Genomic DNA, 23,306 nt, shown 5'->3' on the forward strand with positions numbered 1-23,306 from the left:
GCAGGGCCGCGAGGACGGGACAGGCGACGCGGACGCGACCGGAACAGCGAGCACGGCCCGGAACGGCGGGCCGGCGCCGGCCCGACCCGTGACCGGCTCCGGCGGGCGGCTCAGTCCAGCTCGTACACCGCCGTCACCGTCGCCGTCGCGCGGATCTCACCGGGCGCGACGGGCACACCGCCCAGGCCGGCACCCGGGGTGTCCGCGGCCACCGGCACCGGGCGCGGGGAGCTGGACGCGTCCTCGCTGAGCGAGACGAGCCGGCCCAGCCGGCGGCCGCTGAGGAGGGCGTACTGCTCGGCCTTGGCGTGGGCGTCGGCGTGCGCGGCCTCGCGCGCTCCGGCCCGCAGCGGGGCGGGGTCGGAGACGTCGAAGGCCACGAAGCCGATCCGCCCGGCGTCACCCGCGGCGTCGGTGACCGCCTGCACGACCGCGCCGACCTTCGTCACCTCACGCACCTTCACCGAGAAGGACTGCGCGGCCTGGTAGCCCGTCAGGCGGGCGGTGCCGCCCGTGTGGTCGTAGACGGCGTCGAGGGAGATGCTCTCCGTACGGATGTCCCGGTCGGCGACACCCTGGGCGCGGACGGCGGCCAGCAGCGCCGCGGCCGCCTTGTTCTGCGCGTCCAACGCGGACTGCGAGGTCTTGGCGGAGGCCTCGACGCCGGCGCCGACGACCGCGAGGTCGGGCGGTGCGCTCGCGCTGCCCTCGCCGGTCACCGTGAGGGTGGCGGGACTGTCCGGTGCGAACGGACGGGCCGCCGCCGCGGGGTGGGCGGGCAGCGCGGCGGCCGCGGGCGCGACCAGTGCGGGGACGCCCAGGGCGAGCAGGGAGACGAGGGCCGCGGCGACGGACGTGCGGGGAAAGGACGTAAGGGGAAAGGGCATGCGGGACCGGTCCTTGAGGTGTCGGGCGGTGCCAGGTGCGGGTGCGGTCATCCCAGCACCCGTGCCCGGCCCCGCCCGGACACCACTCCCGTGCGATCACCTCACTGGTGGAGCGGCCGGCCGTGAGTCGTCCGCGGCCGGCCGCGCCCACCCGGTCGGCGGTTCAGGCCACGGCCGCTATCCGCATCCTGATGTCGTCCGGCGACAGGGTGCCCTTGGCGATCACATGGTCGCCGGAGGACTCCCCGCGCAGCCGTCGTCCGATCCACGGCACCAGGTACTCGCGCGCCCACTGGACGTCGTCGCGCCGCACGTCCAGGGTGCCGCGCGGCGGGAGCAGCGGCCAGGGCTGCTCCGGGTCGGCCGGTACCTCGAGGCCGAGGGCCTGCCCACCGCGCAGCGCCACGCGCGTGTGCCCCTCCGGGGAGAGGTGGAGCCGGTCGCCGTCCCAGGCCCTGCGGTCCTGAATGGACTTCAGGGACCACAGGTCGAGGACCGGACAGCCGTAGCGGTCGGCCACGGCACGGACGTGTCCGTTGTAGGTGGCGATCTTGCCGCGCAGATGCTTGAGCACGGGGACGCCACGGGTGTCGAAGCCGGTGGTCACCATGACCGTGCCGGCTGCGGCGGTCAGGGCCGAGATCGCGCGTTCGAAACGCTCGGCGACCTCGTCCGGGTCGGTACCGGGACGGAGGATGTCGTTGCCGCCCGCACAGAAGGAGACCAGGTCCGGGGCGAGTTCCACCGCCCTGGGGAGCTGGTCCTCCATGATCTGGTCGAGCAGCTTTCCGCGGACCGCGAGGTTGGTGTAGTTGAAGTCGCCCTCGGGACGCCGGTCGGCGAGGAGGACCGCGAAGCGGTCCGCCCAGCCGACGAACGCCCCGTCGGGGCCTGGGTCGCCGACGCCCTCGGTGAAGCTGTCCCCCACCGCCACGTACGACCTGATCACTGATCTGTCGTCACTCTTCGAATCGTCTGCCACAGCAGTTCATCATTCACCTTCGAATGTGACCTACGCGATCGTAGGAAGGGGTTGACGGGCGGTGAGATAAGACACCCTTAAAGAGTTTGCCAATCAGGGAATAAGGGACCAGGCCCGGAAGTCGTTGATGCGGAAATGGCTCCAGGTGGTGCGGAAGGCGAAGTGCCCGCCCGTGTAGGGCTCCGGGTCGGTGAGGTCGAAGACGAGCCGGCCGTTGTTCCACCAGCGGACGACCGAACCGTCGGAGACGATGCGGACGTGGTTCGGCTCGTTCGCGACGAGCAGCGGCTCGGTGTAGTCGTAGATCAGCGGACGTACACTCGCCTCGCCGACGTAGCGGCGCAGCCGGGTCGTGGTGTTGGTGTTGGCGCCGTAACCGACGTAGTACGTCTTGAGGTAGTCGTACTCGGCGAGGGCGCCGCCGCGCGGGGTGGCGAAGAGATCCTCCGGGGAGCGGACGTCGAGGGCGTTCCAGAAGTTGTTGAGGTCGGAGACGCGGTCGTTGACCCCGCCCGCGGAGACCGGCGTGGCGACGTACTCGAGGACGTACGGCCCTTCGAGCGGCCGCTTGAACCAGATCGTCGCGCCGGCGGGCACGTCGACCTCCAGGGTCCCGCGGGAGGCGGTGACCGTCCCGCCCTTCTCCAGTTCGACGGCCCACTGGCGCAGGCCGTGCCGGAAGTCGTCGTGGGCGATCAGGCGGCGGTGGCGGGACCGGGGGCTCGCGGCGGCCGCCGGGGCGAGGGCGGCCAGCGCGGTGCCTGCGGCGAGGGCTCCGAACGCCCTGCGGGTGGTCGTCATGATGGTCGGCTCCTTCAGCGGGCGGGGGTGGTGAGGTGCGGCTCGGGGACACGGCGGGTCTCGGTGCCGAGGTAGTAGTCGGTGTACGTGGACTGGAGGTAACCGCGGACGGTCCAGCCGAGGCGGTACGCGGGGTTCTGGGCGAGCGTGTACACGCGGGTGTCGGTCGGCACGGTGCTGGTGTAGAGGCGCAGGGCGGTGTGGTCGGCGGTCTCGGCGAGGATCTCCTCGCGCCAGTCCCCGACGAGGTCGCCGTAGAACGGGGTGGCGTTGCGGGCGCCGGAGACGACGCCGGCCGGATCGAAGAGCGTCGTGCTGCTCTCGGTCGCCGGGTCCCACTTCTCGACGCGGGTGAAGTCGAGCAGTTCCGACGCCTTGTCACCGTCCCACCAGATACGGAAGTTGACGCTGGGGGTGGTGGTGGAGACCTTGCCGTCCTGGACGTTGAAGACGCCCGCGCCGGGCCGGGTCACGTCGGCGGTGGACGTCCAGTACTCGTAGCCGCGGTGGCCGGGGTCGATGTCCGCGGCGTTCCCGCGGCCGGTGTCGAGGTCCGCGTCGCTCACCGGGCTCGCCGGGTGCGAGCCGGTGACCAGCCGCTCGCCGGTGGCGGCGTCGTAGTAGTACCAGGGGAAGGCGGAGACGATGCCCAGTTCGGACTGCTGGATGGCGAAGCCCTCCAGGCCGGGCCGGTCGGGGTCGAGGTCGGCGATGTCGAAGCGGTCGCCGTGGATGGCGCCGTCGACGACGTAGCGCAGCGTGCCGTCGCTGTTCACGACGTAGTTGCCGTCGGCGATCTCGTCCCTGCCGTCCCCGTCGACGTCGACGGTGCGGATCTGGTGGAAGCTGCTCGCGCCGGTCGTCGGGTCCACCACGTACTTCCAACGGCGGGTGAGTTCCGTGCCGTTGAAGTCCCAGGTCTGGAACAGGACCCGGAACGCGCCGCGCTTGGCTCCGACGCGGGTGACCGACTTGGTGACCAGGCTGGGGTGTTCGCCGTCGAGGTAGGCGATACCGAAGTGGCCGCCGGAGGGACCGTCGGCCACGAAGTCGTCGGGGACGGGCTGCCGGGTCCGCTCGGTGCCGGTCGCTCCGTCGATCACCGACACGAACTGGTTCGCGGGCGAGGCGGCGGTGACCTGCGAGCCGTCGGCGAAGGTGGTCCCGGCGGCGGTGTGCGCCAGCACCTCGGCGCGGCCGTCGGCGTCGAGGTCGTAGACGGTGACGTTGTCGTCGTTGCGGTAGCCGCCGATCGCCGTGGAACCGCTGATCGCGGCGGGCGCCGGGTCGTTGGCGCCGTTCCCGCCGACCTGGGTGTAGGAGCCGGGGCCTAGGTCGACCCGCCACAGGCGCTCACCGGTGAGCGTGTAGGCCTCCAGCAGGTCGGGCCTGTCACGGGTCCCGGACAACCGGCTGACGACGAGCTCGTAGCGTCCGTCGCCGTCGAGGTCACCCGGCCAGGCGTGCTGCACGGTGTAGCCGTCGGCACCGGCCAGCGGGATCTCGGCGTAGCCGTCGGTGAAGCGCAGGGCCGCCGGACTCGGCTTCTGCACCCGCCCGTCGACGACGGCGCGGACGGTGTACGTGCCCGTCCCCGGGCTGTCGTCCTGATAGGTCGTCGACTTGCGCAGCGGCTCCCGGTTGAGCCGGCGTCCGTTCTTGTAGACGTTGAAGGCGATGGCGTTCGCGTACCGCGCGTACTCGGTGCCGAGCAGCCGCCAGCTGAGGAAGGTCCCTTCGCCGGACGGGGTGGCGGCCAGGCCGCGGTCGAGGTTCTCGACGATCCGGCGCGGGATCCCGGTGGCGTGCCCGGCGGGCGCGGAGACGAGTCCGGCCAGCAGGGTGACGGCGGTGACGGCGGCCGCGGCCGCGGCGCCCTTGATGACGATGCGTCGGTCGACGCCGGACACAGGACCTCCGAAGAGCGTGAGAAAGCGCTTGCTCGCTGACGGAGATCACTGTGTCCCCACTCTCTCCCGCCTGTCGATGGGGCACCGAGGGCTGCCATGAGAACGCAATAGAACGATCATGAACGCGCAAACTCCGACGCCGCCCCTCCTCCCCTCCCCGGACATGCCGAAGGCCGGACCCGGGGATCGGGGTCCGGCCTTCGGCCGCGTGTCAGGCGAGAGGTCGTCGGAGTCGGAGGGGGTCAGCCGACGGAGACGCCGTGCGAGCGGAGGTAGGCGATCGGATCCACGTCGGAGCCGTAGTCCGGCGTGGTACGGATCTCGAAGTGCAGGTGCGGGCCGGTCACGTTGCCGGTGGCACCGGAGAGGCCGACCTGCTGACCCGCGGTCACGGTCTGGCCGGCCGAGACGGAGAGCTGGGAGAGGTGGGCGTACTGGGCGTAGTAGCCGTCGGCCAGCTTGATGACGACCTGGTTGCCGTACGCGCCGCCCCAGCCCGCGGAGACGACGGTGCCCGCGCCCACGGCCTTGAGGGAGGTGCCGGTCGGGACGACGAAGTCGGTCCCGGTGTGGTAGCCACTGGACCACATGCTGCCGGCCGTGTGGTACGCGGTGCCGACGGTGGCGCCCGCCACCGGCAGCGTGTAACCGCTGGAGGTGCCGGTGCCGTTCTCGGCGGCCTGGGTGACCGCCTTCGAAGCGGACGAACCGGACGACGAGGACGACGACTTGGTTCCGGACGCCTTCGACTTCGACGGGGCGGACGAGGAGGAACCGGACGACGAGCCGGACGACGAACCGGTGCTCGCCGCCTTCTTGCCGATCGAGAGCTTCAGTCCGGGGTGGATCAGCGACGGGTCGCTGCCGACGGCCTGACGGTTGTCCTGGTACAGCTTCTGCCAGCCGCCGCTGACGTTCTGCTCGTCGGCGATCTTCGACAGATAGTCGCCGGACCGCACGGTGTAGGACTTGGCCGTCGTGGCGGTGGCCGCCTTCTGCGCCACCGGCACGGACTGCACGGCCTTTTCCGGAACGGCCTGGAAAGCCGACTGTGCGACGGACTGCGCGGGGGCCGCGTGAGCGCCGGCGGCACCTATGAGCGGAAGGGCGAGCGCGGCGCCGCCCGTTCCGGCGACGGCTATGGAACGAGTGAAGCGCTGGGTCTTCGGACGGCGGTGCTTACCCTTCGCGGGCATGGCGAATTCCTCTCCGGCGCCTGCGAGGTGAGCTGTCGGGTGCGGACTGGAGATGCCCGGCCGCGCCGAGGCGCGGCTTTACCCCAAAGCCTGTTCCGGAGACCGGAACAGGCGGTTGTACCTGTGGGTCCCCCGCTCCTGCCAGATACGGGTGAGTGTGCGGACTCCGGGCGGTGGCAGGATTCGGCGTCCGTCCGGATTGGTGTGGAACGTAAGCGACCAGGACGCACAGGGACAAGCAGAGGTCGCGCCGCTAACGCCTTTCTCTTGATCCGCTGTGAGAATCCCCGGTCACACTCCGTGAGACAGGGGGCCCGTTTACCGCCAAGCACCCTGGAAAAGCATGCGAATTACGTGAACATGACGGGCGACGCACGGTCACGGATATGACGCTGCTCACGTGACAGCTCTCCAGGTTCCTTTATTCCAGAGCGAGTTGGAATTAAGGCTTCAATTCGGACAGAAACCTCAGATGCGACGCAGCCGGATAACCGTCGCATCAAGGTCGCCCCGCAGACCGGTGCGCAGCCCGTGATGGAGCAGCACCGCTCCCCGGTGGACTTCGCCCGTTTCACGGCATTCGTACGACGCTGTCGGGTCGAGTCCACGCAGCCGCAGCGCCGGGACGGGCTCGCCGAACCGCTGCGCCTGGAGCCAGGCGAGGACGACACTCTCGTCACCGCGCACGTACTGCACGGCGCTCAGGCCGCCCGCCGGGGGCCGCAGCCGGTAGAGGTCGCCCTGCTGCACGAGCGGCCGGATCTCCTTGTAGAGGTCCACCCATCGGCGCGCCTCGGCGAGCTCCTCCTCGCTCCACTCGGAGAGGTCCCCGCCGACGCCGAGCACGCCGGCCATGGCACTGACGAAGCGGAAGCGCAGCGAGCTGACCCGGCCGTTGAGCTGGGTGTTGGGGCTGTCGGTGACCCAGGCCGCCATGACCCGGGCGGGGTGGATCTGACTGAAGCCGTGCTGGATGTCGAGCCGGTCGAGCGGATCGGTGTTGTCGGAGGTCCACACCTGGTCGGTACGGCTCATGATCCCGAGGTCGATGCGCCCGCCACCGCCGGAGCAGGACTCGAAGGCGACCCCGGGGTGGGCCGCCCGCAGCCGGTCCAGGAGCGCGTACAGGGCCCGTACGTGGTCGACCCAGAGGCGCTGCGGGTAGGGGTCGTCCGGCCAGCCGGCGTCGGTGAAGCAGCGGTTGAAGTCCCACTTCACATAGTCGACGGGCGCGCTGGACAGGAGCCCGTGGAGCTGCTCCCAGAGGTACTCCTGGACATCCTCGCGCGCGAGGTTCAGCACGAGCTGATTGCGGAACTCCGTCCGCTTTCGTCCGGATTGGAACTGCACCCAGTCGGGGTGCGCCCGGTACAGCTCGCTGTCCGGGTTGACCATCTCGGGCTCGACCCAGATGCCGAACTGCATGCCGAGGTCGTGCACCTGGTCGGCGAGGGGCTTCAGCCCGTTCGGGAAGCGGTCGCGGTTGGGCTGCCAGTCGCCGAGCCCGGCGTGGTCGCCGGTACGTGCCCCGAACCAGCCGTCGTCGACGACGAAGAGCTCCACGCCCATCGCGGCGGCCCGCCGGGCGAGCGTGCCCTGCTGCTCCTCGGAGATGTCGAAGTAGGTGGCCTCCCAGGAGTTGAACAGCACCGGCCGGTCCCGTTCGGCGTCCGGGACGACGTACGCGCGCTGGTAGGCGTGCCAGGTGCGACTCGCCCCGCCGAAGCCGCCGTCGCTCCACAGGCCGGCGAAGACGGGTGTGGTGAAGGACTCCCCCGGGGCCAGCCGCAGCAGCCCCGAGTCGTCGTACCCGACGCCTCCGGTGATCTGCACGCGCGCGTCCGGGAGTTGGGCGACGGCGATCCGCCAGGTGCCCGACCAGCCGAGGGCACAGCCGTAGACCTCGCCGCGCTCCTCGGTCGCGTCGGTGTCCAGGGCGACCCAGGGCAGGTGCTGGTGCCCGGTGTGGCCGCGCCGGCTGCCGATGACCTGCTCGCCGTAGGTGAGGGGCGACCGGGTGAGCCGGGACTCGGCGGCCCAGCGGCCGTGCAGCTGCGACAGCCGCCAGTCGTCGCGCTCGGGCAGGGTCCAGGTGGCGGAGTCGGCGCGCAGCAGCTCCAGCGGCCCCTCACCGTCGTTGCGCAGGGTCGTCCAGCGCTCGACGACATCGCCGCGCATCCGGTAGTGCAGGGTGACGGCCAGCCCGGCGTCCCGGAACCGCAGCCGCAGCCCGTCGTCGTCGGCCTCGAAGTCCCGGTAGGACCACTCGGTGCCGCGGCGCTCGTCGGTGCGCACGGACAGGGCGGGCCGGACGAAGCGGGGGCCGCCCTCGACCGGGTACTCCTCCCGGCCGTCGAGCGGGGACTCGAAGGACGCCCCCCGCTCCGACGGCGGGAGGGCGGCGAGCGCCTCGGCGTCCGCGAGCGCGATGCCCGGGCCCCAGTGCAGGTGGACCAGCTCGTCGGCCTCGGTGAGGTGGAGGGCGTAGCTGCTCGTCGGCCCCGAAAGGAGCCAGGTACGGCCGTTGTCGGCGATCTCGGGCATCAAACCCCCACTAATTCGAACAGGTGCGATCAAGCACCAACATCATCGAATGCGGTCGGCCTGCCGGGCAACTTTCCGTGGACAACTCTTCACCTGGGCAGACGTCCGGAGTACCGGCCTGTGGACAACCCGTTGCCCGGGGAACCCATGTCGTATCGTCGGGGCAGCGTCCCGTCGGCCACCACGAGCCGCGCCGACGGAGACCGACAGGGAGGGAGCCCCCGTGACGCAGCAGATCCCGTCGACCGAGCCCGAGCTGGCCGGTGTGCGCAACTTCCGGGATGTGGGCGGTCTGCCGACCGTCGACGGCCGGCGGGTGCGGCACGGCGTGCTGTTCCGCAGCGGCCATCTCGCGCACGCGACCGACGAGGACGCCGCGTTCCTCTCCGGCCTGGGCCTGCACACGATCTTCGACTTCCGCAACGCCGCGGACCAGAAGCTGGAGGGCCCGGACGTCGAGCTCCCGGGCGTGCGCAATGTGAACCTGCCCCTGTCGGACCCGGCGGACGGCTCCGAGTTCTGGAAGATGGTCCGCGACGGCGAGATCGACCAGCTGCGCGGGATCCTCGGCGACGGCAAGGCCGCCGGCCGGATGATCGCCTCCTACCGCTCGATCATCAAGGAGCGGACGGCCGAGCACGCGCGGGTGCTGCACTCGCTCGCCGAGGACAGCGTCCCGGCCCTGATGCACTGCGCGGCGGGCAAGGACCGCGCGGGCCTGTCCATCGCGGTGACACTGCTCGCCCTGGGCGTGGAGCGCGAGGCCATCCTCGCCGACTACCTGGAGTCCAACGCCAAGCACCGCCGCTACCGGGTGCGCCGCAGCGCCACCTCCGCCGCTGCCTACTCCCCCGAGGTCATGGAGCTGCTCAGCCCTCTCTTCGACGCGCGCGCGGAGTACCTCGCGGCGGCCCTGGAGACCATCGAGGAGACCTGGGGCGGCGTCGACGCCTATCTGGAGGAAGGTCTCGGACTCTCCCCCGAGACCCGTGAGCGGCTGCGGGGCCGACTGCTCGACTGAGCCGGCGTCGCGAACGGCCCTACTGGTTGGCGCCCACCTCGAACAGCAGGAAGAGGAATCCCGCGAAGAGGTGTCCCACCGCGATGTAGATGATCAGCCGGATCCAGAGGGTGCGGGGGAACTTCTCCTCGATGTCCTTCATGGCGTCTCTCCGATGTCCGAAAGGGTCGGGCCCAGGCACAGCGTGGCCGTGGGGCTCTGCAACAGGGTGTGGACGAAGAGCAGCTCGACCCCGTCGGCGTCCTGCGCCGCGATGCGGTGCGGGGTCAGCGAGTCGAAGTGCGCGCTGTCACCGGGCCCGAGCAGCTCGGTGGTGTCCCCGAGGCGCAGCCGCAGCCGCCCGCGCAGGACGTGCAGCCACTCCTCCCCGGGGTGCACGCGCACGACGTCTCCCTGGGAGCCGTACGGCACGTGGACACGCAGGGCCTGCATCCCGCGCCCGGAGGCGCCCGCCTGCCAGTACGTCCAGCCGCCCGCGCGGGTCGGCTCCATGCCGGCGGCACGGACGACGGCGTCCCGGTCGGCGGATGTCTCGCCGAGCAGTTCCGAGACCGTCGTACCGTAGATACGGGCGAGCGCGAGCAGCATCGGCAGCGAGGGCTGGCGCTGCCCGGTCTCCAGGCGGGAGAGATGGGCGGGCGACAGCCCGGCGGCGCGGGCCGCGGCCTCCAGGGTGAGGGCGGCCCGGCGGCGCAGGGCGCGCAGCTGGGGGGCGACGGCGGGAAGGGCCCCGGCCTGTTCCGCGGGGTCCTGGGACTCGGGCGAGCTCATGGCTCCATTCCACGCCGGAATTGCCTCTGCGGCAAATTTGTTGCCTCAGAGGCAAAAGCGGTCGCAGGCCCGGACCGTGCCCGGTCAGCTGCCGGTCAGTGCTCAGTCAGCCCTCCCGGGCGCCCGCGCTCCCGCGAGGCTCAGCGGCTCGCCCGGGCGGCTCAGCGGTTGGCCACCGCCTGCTTCACCAGGGTCCTGCCGAAGTCCCACATCAGTCCGCCGCCGTGCGCGTCGTCCATCACGGCGGTGAAGGCGTCGACGAACCGGTCCACCTCCCGCTCGCCGACGATCAACGGCGGGATCAGCTTGATCACCTCCAGATGGTCGCCGGAGACCTGGGTGAGGATCCGGTGCCGCTGCAGCAGCGGTACCACCACCATCTGCGCGAAGAGTCCCTTGCGGGCCGCCTGGAGCATGGCCCACCGGCTGCGCAGCTTCAGCGACCTGGGCTTTCCGAACTCGATGCCGATCATCAGACCCCGGCCGCGGACGTCGGCCAGCAGCTCGTACTTGTCGACGAGTGCCGCCAGCCGGGACCTGAGCAGGTCGCCGGTGACCCGCGCGTGGGCCACGATCTGCTCGTTCTCCAGCACGGACAGCACCGCGAGCCCGGCCGCCATGGCCTGCGCGTTGGACCCGAAGCTCGCCGAGTGCACGAGCACCCGGTCCATCGACGAGTAGACCTTCTTGAAGATCCAGTCCTTGCCGAGCGTGGCACCGACCGGCACATAGCCCCCGGAGAGCGCCTTGGCCACGCACACCAGGTCCGGCTCGACGCCGTCCTCGTGCTGGTAGGCGTAGAAGTCGCCGGTCCGGCCGAGACCCGTCTGCACCTCGTCCGCGATCAGCAGCGCCTTGTGCCGGTGCAGCAGCTCCTGCGCGGCACGCAGATAGCCGGGCGGTGCCTCGTGCACGCCCTTGCCCTGGATCGGCTCGACGATGAGGGCGGCGACGTCTCCCTTCCCCAGCTCACCGGCCAGTGCGTCGAGATCGCCGAGCGGGACCGCCGTGTCGGCCAGCAGGGGCGCGAACCCGTCCCGGAACCCGGACTCGCCGTTCACCGACAGCGAGCCCGTGGTGAGCCCGTGGAAGGCGTGGTCGCAGTACAGGACCCTCGGCCTGCCGGTGGCGTACCGGGCGAACTTCAGCGCCGTCTCCACCGCCTCGGTGCCGCTGTTGCCGAAGAACACCCGGTCCAGATGCGGGCTGTGGGCGAGCAGCTTCTCGGCCAGCAGCCCGGGCAGCGGCTGGCAGTCGAAGCGGGTCAGATCGGCCAGCTGGGCGTCGAGGACGTCGTGCAGCGCCTGGCGGACGACGGGGTGGTGGCGGCCCAGCCCCATCACGCCGAACCCGGCGAGCATGTCCAGGTAGTCGTTGCCGTCCGCGTCCCAGAAGTACGCGCCCTCAGCGCGCTCGTAGACCTTGTCGAAGCCGATGGTGCGCAGCATGCGCGGCAGTTGGTGGTTGAGATACCTGCCGTGCAGCTCGTAGCGCTCGGCTCCGCGCTCGGCCAGGAGGGCGCCGAGGTCGAACTCCGTGGTCATTCAGCTTTCTCCTTGACTGGTCCGGTCACCGCGGTGTCGAGGGACCGGACGTCCCTGGCGGCCAGGCTCGCGCTGATCCGGCCGGCCACCTCGACGGGGGTGAGGCCGATGTCGGCGAGCACCTCGCCGCGCTTGGCGTGCGCGAGGAACTGCTCCGGGATGCCGAACCGCCGTACGGGCACGTCGACATCGGCGTCGCCCAGGGCCAGCGCCACCGCCGAACCGACGCCGGCCGCACGGCTGTTGTCCTCGACGACGGCCACCAGCCGATGCTCGGCGGCGAGGCCGGGCAGGGCCGGGTCGACGGGCTTCACCCAACGGGGATCGACGACCGTGCAGCCGACGCCTCTGGCCTCCAGCAGCTCGGCGGCCTGCAGACACACCGGCGCCATCACGCCGACGGCCACCAGCAGCACCTCCGCGCGGTCGCCGCGGCGCAGCACGTCCATGCCGCCCACCCGGCCGACGGCCGGCACCTCCGGTCCGACCGACTCCTTCGGGAAGCGGACCAGGGTCGGCGCGTCGTCCACCGCGACCGCCTCCCGCAGCTGCGCGCGCAACTGCTCGGCGTCGCGGGGGGCCGCGATGCGCAGCCCGGGGACGACCTGGAGCACGGACATGTCCCACATGCCGTTGTGGGAGGCCCCGTCCACGCCGGTGACGCCGGCCCGGTCCAGCACGAACGTGACCCCGCAGCGGTGCAGGGCCACATCCATCAGCAGCTGGTCGAAGGCCCGGTTGAGGAAGGTGGCGTAGACGGCGACGACGGGGTGCAGACCGCCGGTCGCCAGCCCGGCCGCGCTCACGGTCGCGTGCTGTTCGGCTATGCCGACGTCCCACACGCGGTCCGGGAAGCGCTCGGCGAACCCGCCGAGCCCCACCGGATGGAGCATCGCCGCGGTGATCGCCACCACGTCGTCGCGTTCCTCGCCGATCCGCACGATCTCCTCGCCGAAGACGGACGTCCAGGACGGGCCGCCCGCGGGCGCGAGCGGCACACAGGTGAGGGGGTCCATCGCGCCCACGGTGTGGAAGTGGTCCTCCTCGTGCGCGAGGGCGGGCTCGTACCCGCGGCCCTTCTCGGTCAGACAGTGCACCAGCACCGGCCCGTGGAAGCGCCTGGCCCGCCGCAGCGCGGACTCGACGGCCTTGATGTCGTGCCCGTCGATGGGGCCGACGTACTTCAGGCCGAGGTCCTCGAACATGCCCTGCGGCGCGAACGCGTCCTTGAAGCCCTTCTTCGCGCCGTGCAGCGACTCGTAGACCGTGGGGCCGACGACCGGGGTGCGCAGCAGGACGTCCTTCCCCCAGGCCAGCACCTTCTCGTAGCCGTCGGTCGTGCGCAGGGTCGCCAGGTGGTTGGCGAGTCCGCCGATGGTCGGCGCGTACGAGCGCTCGTTGTCGTTGACGACGATGATCAGCGGCCGGTCCTTGGCGGCTGCGATGTTGTTCAGCGCCTCCCAGGCCATGCCGCCGGTGAGCGCGCCGTCGCCGATGACCGCGACCACATGGCCCTTCTCGCCCTGGACCTGGCGGGCCTTGGCGAGGCCGTCGGCCCAGCCGAGGGCGGTGGAGGCGTGGCTGTTCTCGATGACGTCATGCTCGGACTCCTCACGGGAGGGGTAGCCGGACAGGCCGCCCTTGCCGCGCAGTTTGGAGAAGTCCTGACGCCCGGTCAGAAGCTTGTGCACATAGCTCTGGTGTCCGGTGTCCCACAGGATGCGGTCGACCGGCGACTCGAAGACCCGGTGGAGCGCGACGGTCAGTTCGACCACACCCAGGTTGGGTCCCAGGTGTCCGCCGGTCCTGGCGACCGCGTGCACCAGGAACTCCCTGATCTCTTCGGACAGTTCACCGAGTTCCGCCTCGGACAGCGCCTTCAGGTCGCGTGGTTGCCGGATGTTCTCCAGGATCGTCACGTCGGGCCCCCTTCGGTCCGTGCTGTTCAACTCACGGTGACGGCCGGCTCCCCCGCCGCGACGCCGTCCTGTTCCATCTGCTCGGCGATCTTCATCGCCTCCTCGATGAGGGTCTCCACGATCTTCGACTCGGGGACGGTCTTGACGACCTCGCCCTTCACGAAGATCTGACCCTTGCCGTTGCCGGAGGCGACCCCCAGATCCGCCTCCCGCGCCTCGCCGGGGCCGTTCACGACGCACCCCATGACGGCGACCCGCAGCGGGACCTCCATGCCCGTGAGGCCCGCCGTGACCTCGTCGGCCAGCGTGTAGACGTCGACCTGGGCCCGCCCGCAGGACGGACAGGAGACGATCTCCAGGCCGCGCTGCTTGAGGTTCAGGGACTCCAGGATCTGGATGCCGACCTTCACCTCCTCGACCGGCGGGGCGCTCAGCGACACCCGGATCGTGTCGCCGATGCCCTGGGAGAGCAGCGCGCCGAACGCCACCGCCGACTTGATCGTGCCCTGGAACGCCGGACCCGCCTCGGTCACCCCGAGGTGCAGCGGGTAGTCGCTCTGCGCGGCGAGCTGCCGGTACGCCTCGATCATGACCACCGGGTCGTTGTGCTTGACCGAGATCTTGATGTCCCCGAAGCCGTGCTCCTCGAAGAGCGACGCCTCCCAGAGGGCGGACTCGACGAGGGCCTCGGGAGTCGCCCTGCCGTACTTCTGGAGCAGACGGCGGTCCAGCGAGCCGGCGTTCACCCCGATCCGGATCGGGGTGCCGTGGTCCGCCGCGGCGCGCGCGATCTCCCTGACCTTGTCGTCGAACTGCTTGATGTTGCCGGGATTCACCCGGACCGCGGCGCAGCCCGCCTCGATCGCGGCGAACACGTACTTCGGCTGGAAGTGGATGTCCGCGATCACCGGGATCTGCGACTTGCGCGCGATGGTCGCGAGGGCGTCCGCGTCGTCCTGCGTGGGGCAGGCGACGCGGACGATCTGACAGCCGGACGCGGTGAGTTCCGCGATCTGCTGCAGGGTGGCGCCGATGTCGGACGTGCGCGTCGTCGTCATCGACTGCACCGACACCGGGGCCCCGCCCCCGACCGCCACCGGACCGACCTGGATCCGCCGCGACTCACGTCGCGACGCCACCGGCCGGACCGGCATCCCGGGGACGCCCAGGGATACGGCGGTCATCCCGTCACTCCCGGTTTCCGTTGACGGTCTCACGCATGGCGCGCAGGGACTCCTTCAGCGAGCCCATGGTGGCCAGGACGGCGGTGGGCTCGTAGCCGCAGTGCGCCATGCAGTTGGCGCAGCGCGGGTCCTTGCCCCGGCCGTACTTGTCCCAGTCCGTCTCCTCGATCAGCTCGCGGTACGTCGGCACGTACCCGTCGCTCATCAGGTAGCAGGGTCGCTGCCAGCCGAAGAGCGAGTAGTTGGGGATCGCCCAGGCCGTGCACGGGAAGTCGGCCTTGCCCTCGAGGAAGTCGAGGAACAGAGGTGAGTGGTTGAGCCGCCAGCGGCGCCGGTTGCCGCCCGAGAAGGCCTTCTTGAACAGCTCGCGGGTCTGCTCCACGCCGAGGAAGTGCTCCTGGTCGGGAGCCTTCTCGTAGGCGTAGGCGGGCGAGATCATCATCTCGTCGACCTTGAGGTCGTCGTTGAGGTAGTTGAGCACCTCGATGATGGTCTGCGGGGTGTCGGTGTTGAAGAAGGTCGAGTTGGTGGTCACCCGGAAGCCGTGCCGCTTGGCCTCCTTGATGGCCGCCACGGCCTCGTCGAACACACCCTCCTTGGCCACCGACTCGTCGTGCCGCTCCCGCAGCCCGTCGATGTGCACGGCGAAGGCGAAGTAGGGAGAGGGCGTGAACTTGTCCAGCTTCTTGCGCAGCAGCATGGCGTTGGTGCAGAGGAAGACGTACTTCCTCTTGGCTACCAACTGCCGGACGATCTCGTCGATCTGAGGGTGCATCAGGGGCTCACCGCCCGCGATGGACACCATCGGCGCACCGGACTCCAGCACCGCGCCCACGGCCTGGGCGACCGGCATGCGCTGCTTGAGCACGCCCGCCGGATGCTGGATCTTGCCGCAGCCCTCGCACTTGAGGTTGCAGGCGAAGAGGGGTTCCAGCTCGACGATGAGCGGAAACTTCTCCCGCTTGCGGAGCTTCTGTTCGACCAGGTATGTAGCGACCTTGATGGACTGGCGCAGTGGCATGGCCATGCGGCTCACCTCCGGGGGAGCAGAACATTACGGTGCCATTCGAAAAAAGCAGGCAGGACCGAGCGAAGGACGCGGAAGGCAGATATTCCCCCGCGTACCGTGCCGATCCGGACGAGTTCATGTTCAGGAGCGTCCACGACCACCCGGACGGCCGCAACCGGGCGCGGCTCGGCACGCACGGCGCTCAGAAGCGTGGCCGCCGACTCCATGTCGAGGGCGATTGCGCCGGTGGCCAGCAGATCGGCCCGCTCGTGACCGCGAACGACGTGGTCGGAGCCGGTGAGGGGGCCGGTGTGGACGGTGCGCCCGGGCAGGGTGCGGGCGAGTTCCTTGACGAGCAGCTCGGTGCCGACGCAGGGAACACTGCCACGCGGATCGCGAGTCTCCTCGGCGACCACCAGGTCGCCGGGGTGCATACCGGGGGCGAGGCCGGCGCAGAAACCCGTGGCCAGCACGGCCGCCCCGGCGAACACCGGATCGGCCAGGACGCGGGTGACGGAGCGCTCCGCCGCCTTCGGCCCCATGCCCGTCCGCAGGACGGTGACCGGCCCGTCGGCTCCGCCGCGGTCGCCCATGCGCAGGGCGAGGTGCTCGATGCCGAGGGCGCAGGCGATCAGCAGCGGCGACGGGACGGACTGCGTGCTCATCAGCCCCCCTTGGCCTCGGTGGAAACCGCGTGGGTGGCGGGCTGCTTGCTGAACGGCTCTCCGTGGACGTACCGGCCGAGCGCGGTCAGCGGGAAGACCTGCCGGTAGAGGTGGTAGTTGATCGAGAAGTCCCAGGGGAAGCCGGTGCCGGTGAAGTAGGGCTCGTCCCAGGAGCCGTCCTCGCGCTGGGTCTGCGCCAGCCAGGCGACGCCCCGCTCGACGGCCTTGGAGTCCCTCTCCCCCGCCGCCAGCAGCGCCATCAGCGCCCAGGCCGTCTGGGAGGCCGTCGAGGCGCCCCGTGCGCTCCAGCGGGTGGCGTCCTGGTAGGAGCGCAGGTCCTCGCCCCAGCCGCCGTCGTCGTTCTGCACCCGCTCCAGCCAGGCGACCGCCCGTCGGATCGCCGGGTGCTGCGCGGGCAGGCCCGCCGCGGTGAGGGCCGGCACCACCGACCCCGTGCCGTAGACGTAGTTGACGCCCCAGCGTCCGAACCACGAGCCGTCCGGCTCCTGTTCGGCCAGCAGCCACTCGATGCCGCGCCGGGTGCGCGGGTCGTGCGAGAGCCCCTCGACCGCCAGCATCTCGACGACGTGCGCGGTGACGTCGGCGGACGGCGGGTCGATGACCTCGCCGAAGTCGCAGAAGGGCATCCGGTTGGGGAACGGGCTGGTGTTGTCGACGTCGAAGGCGCCCCAGCCCCCGTTCTTCGACTGCATCCCGAGGTTCCAGCGCACCCCGCGCGCGATGGCCCGGTCCATCCGCTCCGGGTCGTGGTGCTTGACCCGGCGCAGCGCGAGGACGACCTCGGCGGTGTCGTCGATGTCGGGGTAGTTGTCGTTGTGGAACTCGAACGCCCAGCCGCCCGGCGGCAGTTGGGGCCTGCTCACGGACCAGTCACCCGGCCGGACGACCTGTTCGCCGAGCATCCAGTCGGCGGCCTTGACCAGTTGGGGATGGTCGGCGGGCAGCCCCGCGTCGGCGAGCGCGATGGTCGCCAGGCAGGTGTCCCACACCGGCGACTGGCAGGCCTCGATCATCCGCGCGCCGTCCTCGCGCCACACGGCGTACCGGTCCAGCGACTCCAGGCCCGCCCGCATCACCGGGTGGCGGAGGTCGTAGCCGAGCAGGTGCAGGGCGATCACCGAGTACACGGCCGGCGGCTGGATGCCGCCCCAGGCGCCGTCGTTCTCCTGCCGTTCGATGATCCAGCGGGCGGCGGCGTTCAGGGCCGCCCCGCGCAGCCTGCGCACCGCGACCGACCGGTAGCCGCGCACCACCTTGTCGAGCCGCTGGAAGAGCCCGTCCCAACTGTTCACCGGGGCGAGGGGCTTGGCCGGGTTGGGATCCGCGGGGTCGGCGTGCAGCTCGTCGAGCGGGAAGGGCGCCGGACGCACCGGGCGCTTCGCCGACACCACGGTGAGCGGCACGATCGTCTGCCGCGCCCAGCAGCCGAAGTTGTAGATGCTCAGCGGGAACCACTTGGGGAAGAACAGGAGCTCCGGCGGGAGTTCGGGCAGGTCCTCCCACTTCCACCAGCCGAACAGGGCCAGCCAGATCCGGGTGAAGACCCGGGCGGAGGCGATGCCCCCCTGCTCGCGGATCCACCCGGAGGCCCGGCGCATGTGGGGCGCCTCGGGAGCGTCGCCCGCCAGCCGCAGGGCGACGTACGCCTCGACGGTGGCGGAGAGGTCGGACGGACCGCCGTAGAAGGTGGCCCACGTACCGTCCTCGCGCTGCTCACCCCGGACGAAGAGCGCGGCGGCCCGGGTCGTGGCCTCGTCACGGATGCCCAGGAACTGACGGAGCAGCAGGTCCTCGGCATCCATCGTGACGTTCGTCTCGAGGTCGCCCTTCCACCAGCCCTCGGCGTCCTGCCCGGCGAGCAGGAAGTCGGTGGCGCGTTGCATCGCGCGGGTGGCGGCTTCTTGTACCCCGGCCGTCACGGGGATGGTGATGTCGGTTTCGCTGGCCGAGGCAGCGCGGGGCGGCAGAGCCCCGGTGCTTCCGTCGGTCGTCGCTGTCATGGCTTCCCCTTCGTGCAGTGTGCATGGCTTTGCGTCTGCTGTGGGTCCGCCGTCGGCCGGTGCTCTCTCTCCTCGCACACCGGCCGGCGACTACGCGAGGGCTATTCGACCGATAGGGATCATCTCTTTCGTACGACGACGAAGTCGGCGAGCGCCGTGAACCGGTCCCGCACCTGCTCGGACATGTCCACGGCGTTCAGGGCGTCCAGGGCGACGGCGTGCTGGCGGCGCGCCTCCCCGGCGGTCCAGTCACGGCCGCCCGCCTCCTCGATCAGGGCGGCGCGGGCCGCGAACTCCCCCTCGGAGAAGGTCTCGAAGTCGCTGCTCTTGGCGTCGGCGGCGAGGATCTCCCCGAGCCGCTCGGAGGCGGAACCGCCCGCCGCGAGCGCGGCGACCACCGGCAGGGACTTCTTGCGCTGGCGCAGATCGCTCCAGGTCTGCTTCCCGGTGGCCTCCGGGTCGCCCCAGATGCCGAGCAGGTCGTCCACGGCCTGGAAGGCCAGGCCGAGGTGGTAGCCGTACCTCTCCAGCGCGTCGGCGGTGTGCCGGTCCGCCCCGCCGAGCACGGCGCCGATGGAACTGGCACAGGCCAGCAGGGCACCGGTCTTGTTGCCCTCCATCTCCAGGCACTCCTCGACGCTGACCCGGTCGCGGTGCTCGTAGGAGATGTCCTGGGCCTGGCCGTCGATGAGGGCACGGGTGGCGACGGTCAGGCGGTGGGTCGCCCGGGCCGCCTCGGCCGTGCCGAGTTCGAGGAGGATCTCGCCCGCGAGGGCGAACAGGGCGTCGCCGACCAGGATGGCCTGGGCGGGGCCGTGCACCTTCCAGACGGTGTCCCGGTGCCTGCGCTGCTCGTCGCCGTCCATCAGGTCGTCGTGCAGGAGCGAGAAGTTGTGGACCAGCTCGACGGCGACTGCGCCGGGGACGCCGACCTCGGGAGCGGCCCCGGCGACCTCGGCGGAGAGCACGGCGAGCGCGGGACGGACGGCCTTGCCGCCGTCGCCGTCGGTCGGGTTGCCGTGGGCGTCGATCCAGCCGAAGTGGTAGGCGGCGACCGTGTCCATGGGCGGTGCCAGACGGTCGACGGCCGCCCGCAGCACCGGTGTGGCCAGGGTGCGGCCGCGCTCCAGGAGCGCGGTCACGTCCACCGCGGTCCTCCGAGCGGCCGGCGTGGCCGGGGGCACAGTGGGCACGTTTTCTCCTCTTGTTGCGGTGCTGGAGAGGGTGCGGGGGTGTGCCGAGCCGTGCTGATCGAGCATCAGGCCGCCTCCTCGAACTCGAAGAGGCGGCGGGGGCGGGGCCGGCCCAGGGCGCTCAGCGCGGCATCCGCCGCGCTCACACCGCTGCGGACCGCACTCTCCATGGTCGCGGGCCACCCTGTGGCGGTCCACGCTCCGGCCAGGTACAGGCCGGGGGTTCTGGTGCGGGCGCCGGGCCGCAGGCGCCCGACGCCGGGGGTGGGGGCGAACGTCGCCGTGCGCTCCCGGGTCACGAAGAAGTCCCGCACCTCGGCGCCGCGCGTGCCCGGCAGCAGCCGTTCCAGTTCGGGCAGATAGCGCTCGCGCAGCGCGGCCACGGGTTCGTCGATCTCGTCCTGCGCCGCGGACTGGGACAGGGCGAGGTACTGGCCCTCGCGCAGCCCGGAGGCCGCGGTGCGGTCGAAGACCCACTGCACGGGTGTGCCGAGCGCCGCGAAGAAGGGCTTGTCGAGCACCTTGCGGTCGTAGACGACGTGCACGTTGAGGATGGGCACGGTGCCGATCTCCAGCAGCCGCTCGGCGTCGTCGAGCGCCCCGGCGGGGAGCAGGTCGTACGCCTCGCGCTGCGGTACGGCGAGGACGACCGTGTCCGCGTGGAGCGTCTCGCCGGGAACCTGAACGCTCCACGTCCCGTTCTCGTCAGGAGAGAGGGAGGTGACGCGTGTACGGACCTCGGTACGCACGCCCGCGGAGTCGAGCGCCTTGCGGGCGAGCCGGTCGTGCAGTTCGCCCAGCGGGACATGCGCCCAGCCGATGTCGGCGGCGCCCGGGTCGGACAGCAGACCGGTCTTGAACACCATCGCGGCGAGCGCCAGCGAGGAGTCGCCCGCGACCGCGTTGAGGGTGGCGACCCCGACCAGGTCCCAGAGGGCCTCGACCGCGCGTGCCGACTGACCGTGCGCGGTCAACCAGCTGCCGAAGTCCTGTGCGTCCAGCCGCGGATCGGCGAGGTCGAGCCCCTTGAGCGCGAGCGCGGCACGGCCCACCCTGGCACGTTCGGCGAGCGAGAGATGCGGATACGTGGCGAGGCTGCGCCCCAGGTGCAGGGGCACGGGGAGCGCGTCGCGCCGCAGCCTGCCGAGCCGCCGTCCCTCGGGTCTGGCCACGTCGACGACGGGCACGTCGAGACGATCCTGCAAGGGCGCCAGCGCGCTGCCCTCGATGCGCTCGAGGAACCAGCGGTAGGCGGTGCAGCAGCGCAGGTACACGTGCTGTCCGTTGTCCACGGTCAGTTCGCCGCGCTGGAAGGAGAAGGCCAGGCCACCGAGCCGGGGCCGGCCTTCGAGCAGCGTGACGCGTACGCCCGAGTCGGCGAGCGCGAGCGCGGCGGTCACCCCGGCGAGCCCTCCCCCGACGACGACGGCGGTGCGCCCCGAAGGGCCGGACGCTGCCGGGGCGTCCGCGAGTTGCTCGTCGTTCATCCTGCACCCTCCCGTGCGGACCGGCCATGGTGTTCGAACTCTGCACCGCTGGCCGTCGCAGTCAGGGACGCCGCGCCGCACCGGAGGGTTGCGTGCCGCATTTCGCCGGTGGAATCACCTTGGCCCACTTCGTCACCGGTCGCGTCCATCAGGGGTGCCTCCTGACGGTCCGCCGCGACACGTGCCGGGCGTCCAGGCCCGACAGCCCGCGTACGGCCACGAAGGCCTTCTCCCGTCCGGGCAGCGAGACCCGGCCGCGCAGCACGGCCTCGGGGTCGCGCTCGATGCGGTCGAGGAGACGGCGGTAGATGCCCGCCATGGCGGCGACACAGGCTCCGCTGCGCCGGTCGAGCAGGGGAAGCAGCCGGTAGCCCTCGGCGAAGAGGGCGCGGGCCCGCCGCACCTCGAAGTGCACGAGGCCCGCGAAGTCGGATCCCTCCGGCGGCTTGGGCCCGTCGAACCCGGCCGAGCAGCCGAACTTCGCGAGGTCGTCGGCGGGCAGATAGGTGCGGCCGCCCTCGGCGTCCTCGCGGACGTCTCTGAGGATGTTGGTGAGCTGGAGCGCGAGCCCGAGCGTGTCGGCGTACTCCGGCGCGCGCTCGGCGCCGCGCGCCCGTTCGGTGCCGAACACGCCGAGCGAGAGCCGCCCGATGGCGCCCGCCACACAGCGGCAGTACACCTTCAGGTCGTCCCACGTCTCGTAGGTCTCGCCGCGCACGTCCATCAGCACGCCGTCGATCAGCTCGTCCAGGCCGCGCAGCGGGATGGGGAAGGCGCGAGCCGTGTGCGCGAGGGCGACCGCGACGGGGTCGGTGTCGTCCTCCTCGACCGCGCCCGCGCGGACCCGGGCGAGCAGGGCCCGGGTCTCCTCCAGCCTGGCGGTCTTGACCTCGCCGCCCAGGGCGCCGTCGCCGATGTCGTCGACGCGGCGCGAGAAGGCGTACAGCGCCGACATCGCGCGGCGCTTGGGCGTGGGCAGCAGCCGGATGCCGTACGCGAAGTTACGGGCCTGCTGTCCGGTGACGGTCTCGCAGTAGCCGTAGGCGGCGAGTACCGGCGCGGACACGTGTGGTGACGGCTCCACGGCCCGGATCACCCCTCTCCTCGCAGGGTCACGCCCACCTCGCGCAGCAGCCGGAGCCTGCCGGGCTTGGGCGGGCCGGGAAGTACGTCGTACTCGGCGGCTGCGATCGCCTTGATCGCCGCCCTTCCCCCCGCCACGAACCCCGCGAGCAACAGCCTCAGCCTGCCGTGAACGCTACCCACCAGGGGGGCGCCTTCATTCAGCAGATCGCGGGCGCGTTCCGCTTCGTACGCGACCAGCGCGCGCACCGACGCGCCCGCGGTGTCCGTGGCCAGATCCGATTCCTTGACGTGAAAGCGCTTCATGTCCGCGGCGGGCAGATAGACACGGTCGCGGCCGAGGTCCTCGGACACGTCCTGCAGATGCTCGACGATCTGCAGCGCGGTGCAGATCGCGTCGGAGCGACGGATCCGCTCGGGGGTGGCGGCGCCGGTGACGGCGAGGACCAGCCGGCCCACGGGATTGGCCGACAGCTCGCAGTAGGCGAGGAGGTCGTCGTAGGTCTCGTAGCGCGTGACGAGCTGGTCCTGCCGGTTGGCGGCGATCAGGCCGAGAAAGGGCTCGGGGCTGAGCGAGCGACGGCGGACGGTCGGCTGGAGACGGCGCAGCAGGGGGTGCCGGGGCGGGCCGTCGGATCCGTCGAAGACACGACGCAGATCGGCCTCGAAGGCGTCCAGCAGGGCGAGGCGGTCCTCGGCCGCGGTGGCCGACACGCCGAGCAGCCGGGCGTCCGCGCCGCCCGGGGCGAGCTCACCGTCGCCGATGTCGTCGACGAGCCGGGCGAAGCCGTACACGGCCATCAGGTCCTCGCGCCAGGCCCTCGGCAGGAAGAAGGGGGCCACCGGGAAGTTCTCGTCCGCGGCCTTGTCGAGCGTGCCGCGCTCCGGGTCGCCGATGCGTGGCGCGGCGGGCGCCGTCATCGTCGGCCGCCCGGGGCGGGGACGGCACGGCTCGCGTCGATCTGGGGAGTTTCCGTAGCCATCGCCGTCACATCTCCCGTTCTACACTGCTGACCTAATACACACTATTTCGGACACGCCGCCGAGCCGCCCGCGCAGCGTCCCCGACGGCGGGCACTGCACGTTTTC

20 protein-coding genes and 1 riboswitch are annotated in these 23,306 nt (G+C 71.4%); of the genes, 1 reads left to right on the top strand and 19 read right to left on the bottom strand.

The features are described from left to right. Positions 1-110 precede the first annotated feature (110 nt). From ACFVYS_RS02625 to ACFVYS_RS02650, 6 genes are all read right to left on the bottom strand, one after another. Positions 111-887 carry an SIMPL domain-containing protein gene (locus ACFVYS_RS02625; protein ID WP_389498141.1) on the bottom strand — a complete coding sequence of 259 codons (777 nt, stop codon included), beginning with the start codon at positions 885-887 and terminating at the stop codon, positions 111-113. 163 nt (positions 888-1,050) lie between these two features. Further along, entirely contained in the window at positions 1,051-1,836 is a 786-nt protein-coding gene (locus tag ACFVYS_RS02630; protein ID WP_389498606.1) for an SGNH/GDSL hydrolase family protein, read from the bottom strand. Positions 1,837-1,962: 126 nt separating this feature from the next. Continuing rightward, complete coding sequence (locus tag ACFVYS_RS02635) at positions 1,963-2,670, bottom strand: DUF6250 domain-containing protein (protein ID WP_389498143.1); 708 nt, start codon at positions 2,668-2,670, stop codon at positions 1,963-1,965. A 14-nt stretch (positions 2,671-2,684) separates the two neighbouring features. Continuing rightward, complete coding sequence (locus tag ACFVYS_RS02640; protein WP_389498145.1) at positions 2,685-4,580, bottom strand: hypothetical protein; 1,896 nt, start codon at positions 4,578-4,580, stop codon at positions 2,685-2,687. A 242-nt stretch (positions 4,581-4,822) separates the two neighbouring features. Next, positions 4,823-5,776, bottom strand: a complete 954-nt coding sequence (locus tag ACFVYS_RS02645) for a peptidoglycan DD-metalloendopeptidase family protein (protein ID WP_389498147.1) — start codon at positions 5,774-5,776, stop codon at positions 4,823-4,825. Between the two features lie 4 nt (positions 5,777-5,780). Beyond that, positions 5,781-5,975, bottom strand: a riboswitch (cyclic di-AMP (ydaO/yuaA leader). Positions 5,976-6,244: 269 nt separating this feature from the next. Further along, complete coding sequence (locus ACFVYS_RS02650) at positions 6,245-8,320, bottom strand: alpha-galactosidase (RefSeq protein ID WP_389498149.1); 2,076 nt, start codon at positions 8,318-8,320, stop codon at positions 6,245-6,247. Positions 8,321-8,543: 223 nt separating this feature from the next. Here ACFVYS_RS02650 and ACFVYS_RS02655 point away from each other — a divergent pair, with 223 nt between their 5' ends. Next, a complete protein-coding gene (locus ACFVYS_RS02655) occupies positions 8,544-9,341 on the top strand; it encodes a tyrosine-protein phosphatase (RefSeq protein ID WP_389498151.1) in 798 nt (265 codons plus the stop codon). A 19-nt stretch (positions 9,342-9,360) separates the two neighbouring features. On the opposite strand, the gene ACFVYS_RS02660 is transcribed toward ACFVYS_RS02655, so the two are convergent. The 13 genes from ACFVYS_RS02660 to hpnC all read right to left on the bottom strand — a co-directional run bounded on the left by ACFVYS_RS02660 (position 9,361) and on the right by hpnC (position 23,138). Beyond that, entirely contained in the window at positions 9,361-9,483 is a 123-nt protein-coding gene (locus ACFVYS_RS02660) for a DUF6126 family protein (RefSeq protein ID WP_355702403.1), read from the bottom strand. Beyond that, a complete protein-coding gene (locus ACFVYS_RS02665; protein WP_389498154.1) occupies positions 9,480-10,112 on the bottom strand; it encodes a helix-turn-helix domain-containing protein in 633 nt (210 codons plus the stop codon). Before ACFVYS_RS02665 ends, ACFVYS_RS02660 begins: the two co-directional genes overlap by 4 nt. A 161-nt stretch (positions 10,113-10,273) precedes the next feature. After that, positions 10,274-11,656, bottom strand: a complete 1,383-nt coding sequence (locus tag ACFVYS_RS02670; RefSeq protein ID WP_389498156.1) for an aspartate aminotransferase family protein — start codon at positions 11,654-11,656, stop codon at positions 10,274-10,276. Next, positions 11,653-13,575 (bottom strand): 1-deoxy-D-xylulose-5-phosphate synthase, encoded by a 1,923-nt coding sequence (gene dxs, locus ACFVYS_RS02675; RefSeq protein ID WP_389498157.1) that lies wholly within the window; start codon positions 13,573-13,575, stop codon positions 11,653-11,655. Before dxs ends, ACFVYS_RS02670 begins: the two co-directional genes overlap by 4 nt. A gap of 26 nt (positions 13,576-13,601) precedes the next feature. After that, positions 13,602-14,759, bottom strand: coding sequence for a flavodoxin-dependent (E)-4-hydroxy-3-methylbut-2-enyl-diphosphate synthase (gene ispG / locus ACFVYS_RS02680; protein WP_389498158.1), 1,158 nt, complete (start codon positions 14,757-14,759; stop codon positions 13,602-13,604). A gap of 4 nt (positions 14,760-14,763) precedes the next feature. Further along, the gene (gene hpnH, locus ACFVYS_RS02685; protein WP_385552870.1) at positions 14,764-15,786 is read right to left on the bottom strand and encodes an adenosyl-hopene transferase HpnH; all 1,023 of its coding nucleotides are present in this window, start codon (positions 15,784-15,786) and stop codon (positions 14,764-14,766) included. Between the two features lie 5 nt (positions 15,787-15,791). Further along, entirely contained in the window at positions 15,792-16,433 is a 642-nt protein-coding gene (locus tag ACFVYS_RS02690; RefSeq protein WP_171400713.1) for a 1-hydroxy-2-methyl-2-butenyl 4-diphosphate reductase, read from the bottom strand. Continuing rightward, a complete protein-coding gene (gene shc, locus ACFVYS_RS02695; protein WP_389498160.1) occupies positions 16,433-18,454 on the bottom strand; it encodes a squalene--hopene cyclase in 2,022 nt (673 codons plus the stop codon). The genes ACFVYS_RS02690 and shc overlap by 1 nt, the downstream gene beginning before the upstream one ends. Positions 18,455-18,573: 119 nt before the next feature. Then, entirely contained in the window at positions 18,574-19,602 is a 1,029-nt protein-coding gene (locus ACFVYS_RS02700) for a polyprenyl synthetase family protein (protein WP_389498608.1), read from the bottom strand. 110 nt (positions 19,603-19,712) lie between these two features. Then, entirely contained in the window at positions 19,713-21,134 is a 1,422-nt protein-coding gene (gene hpnE / locus ACFVYS_RS02705) for a hydroxysqualene dehydroxylase HpnE (RefSeq protein WP_389498162.1), read from the bottom strand. Then, on the bottom strand, positions 21,131-21,283 hold the full coding sequence (locus ACFVYS_RS02710; RefSeq protein WP_389498164.1) for a DUF6380 family protein: 153 nt from the start codon (positions 21,281-21,283) through the stop codon (positions 21,131-21,133). The genes hpnE and ACFVYS_RS02710 overlap by 4 nt, the downstream gene beginning before the upstream one ends. Next, positions 21,283-22,230, bottom strand: a complete 948-nt coding sequence (hpnD, locus tag ACFVYS_RS02715) for a presqualene diphosphate synthase HpnD (protein ID WP_389498166.1) — start codon at positions 22,228-22,230, stop codon at positions 21,283-21,285. Before hpnD ends, ACFVYS_RS02710 begins: the two co-directional genes overlap by 1 nt. Further along, entirely contained in the window at positions 22,227-23,138 is a 912-nt protein-coding gene (gene hpnC, locus ACFVYS_RS02720; protein WP_389498168.1) for a squalene synthase HpnC, read from the bottom strand. The genes hpnD and hpnC overlap by 4 nt, the downstream gene beginning before the upstream one ends. Between the last annotated feature and the right edge of the window lie 168 nt (positions 23,139-23,306).

Origin of the sequence: Streptomyces sp. NPDC058295, assembly GCF_042880655.1 — a bacterium.
Classification (GTDB): domain Bacteria; phylum Actinomycetota; class Actinomycetes; order Streptomycetales; family Streptomycetaceae; genus Streptomyces; species Streptomyces coriariae.

Bases quoted from the DNA above. Each gene is read 5' to 3' on its own strand.
- ACFVYS_RS02625 (WP_389498141.1), bottom strand. From the start codon at position 887: ATGCCCTTTCCCCTTACGTCCTTTCCCCGCACGTCCGTCGCCGCGGCC.
- ACFVYS_RS02710 (WP_389498164.1), bottom strand. From the start codon at position 21,283: ATGGACGCGACCGGTGACGAAGTGGGCCAAGGTGATTCCACCGGCGAA.
- hpnC (WP_389498168.1), bottom strand. From the start codon at position 23,138: ATGACGGCGCCCGCCGCGCCACGCATCGGCGACCCGGAGCGCGGCACG.
- ACFVYS_RS02635 (WP_389498143.1), bottom strand. From the start codon at position 2,670: ATGACGACCACCCGCAGGGCGTTCGGAGCCCTCGCCGCAGGCACCGCG.
- hpnH (WP_385552870.1), bottom strand. From the start codon at position 15,786: ATGGCCATGCCACTGCGCCAGTCCATCAAGGTCGCTACATACCTGGTC.
- ACFVYS_RS02670 (WP_389498156.1), bottom strand. From the start codon at position 11,656: ATGACCACGGAGTTCGACCTCGGCGCCCTCCTGGCCGAGCGCGGAGCC.
- ACFVYS_RS02665 (WP_389498154.1), bottom strand. From the start codon at position 10,112: ATGAGCTCGCCCGAGTCCCAGGACCCCGCGGAACAGGCCGGGGCCCTT.
- ACFVYS_RS02660 (WP_355702403.1), bottom strand. From the start codon at position 9,483: ATGAAGGACATCGAGGAGAAGTTCCCCCGCACCCTCTGGATCCGGCTG.
- ACFVYS_RS02690 (WP_171400713.1), bottom strand. From the start codon at position 16,433: ATGAGCACGCAGTCCGTCCCGTCGCCGCTGCTGATCGCCTGCGCCCTC.
- ACFVYS_RS02650 (WP_389498149.1), bottom strand. From the start codon at position 8,320: ATGCCCGAGATCGCCGACAACGGCCGTACCTGGCTCCTTTCGGGGCCG.
- shc (WP_389498160.1), bottom strand. From the start codon at position 18,454: ATGACAGCGACGACCGACGGAAGCACCGGGGCTCTGCCGCCCCGCGCT.
- ispG (WP_389498158.1), bottom strand. From the start codon at position 14,759: ATGACCGCCGTATCCCTGGGCGTCCCCGGGATGCCGGTCCGGCCGGTG.
- ACFVYS_RS02645 (WP_389498147.1), bottom strand. From the start codon at position 5,776: ATGCCCGCGAAGGGTAAGCACCGCCGTCCGAAGACCCAGCGCTTCACT.
- hpnE (WP_389498162.1), bottom strand. From the start codon at position 21,134: ATGAACGACGAGCAACTCGCGGACGCCCCGGCAGCGTCCGGCCCTTCG.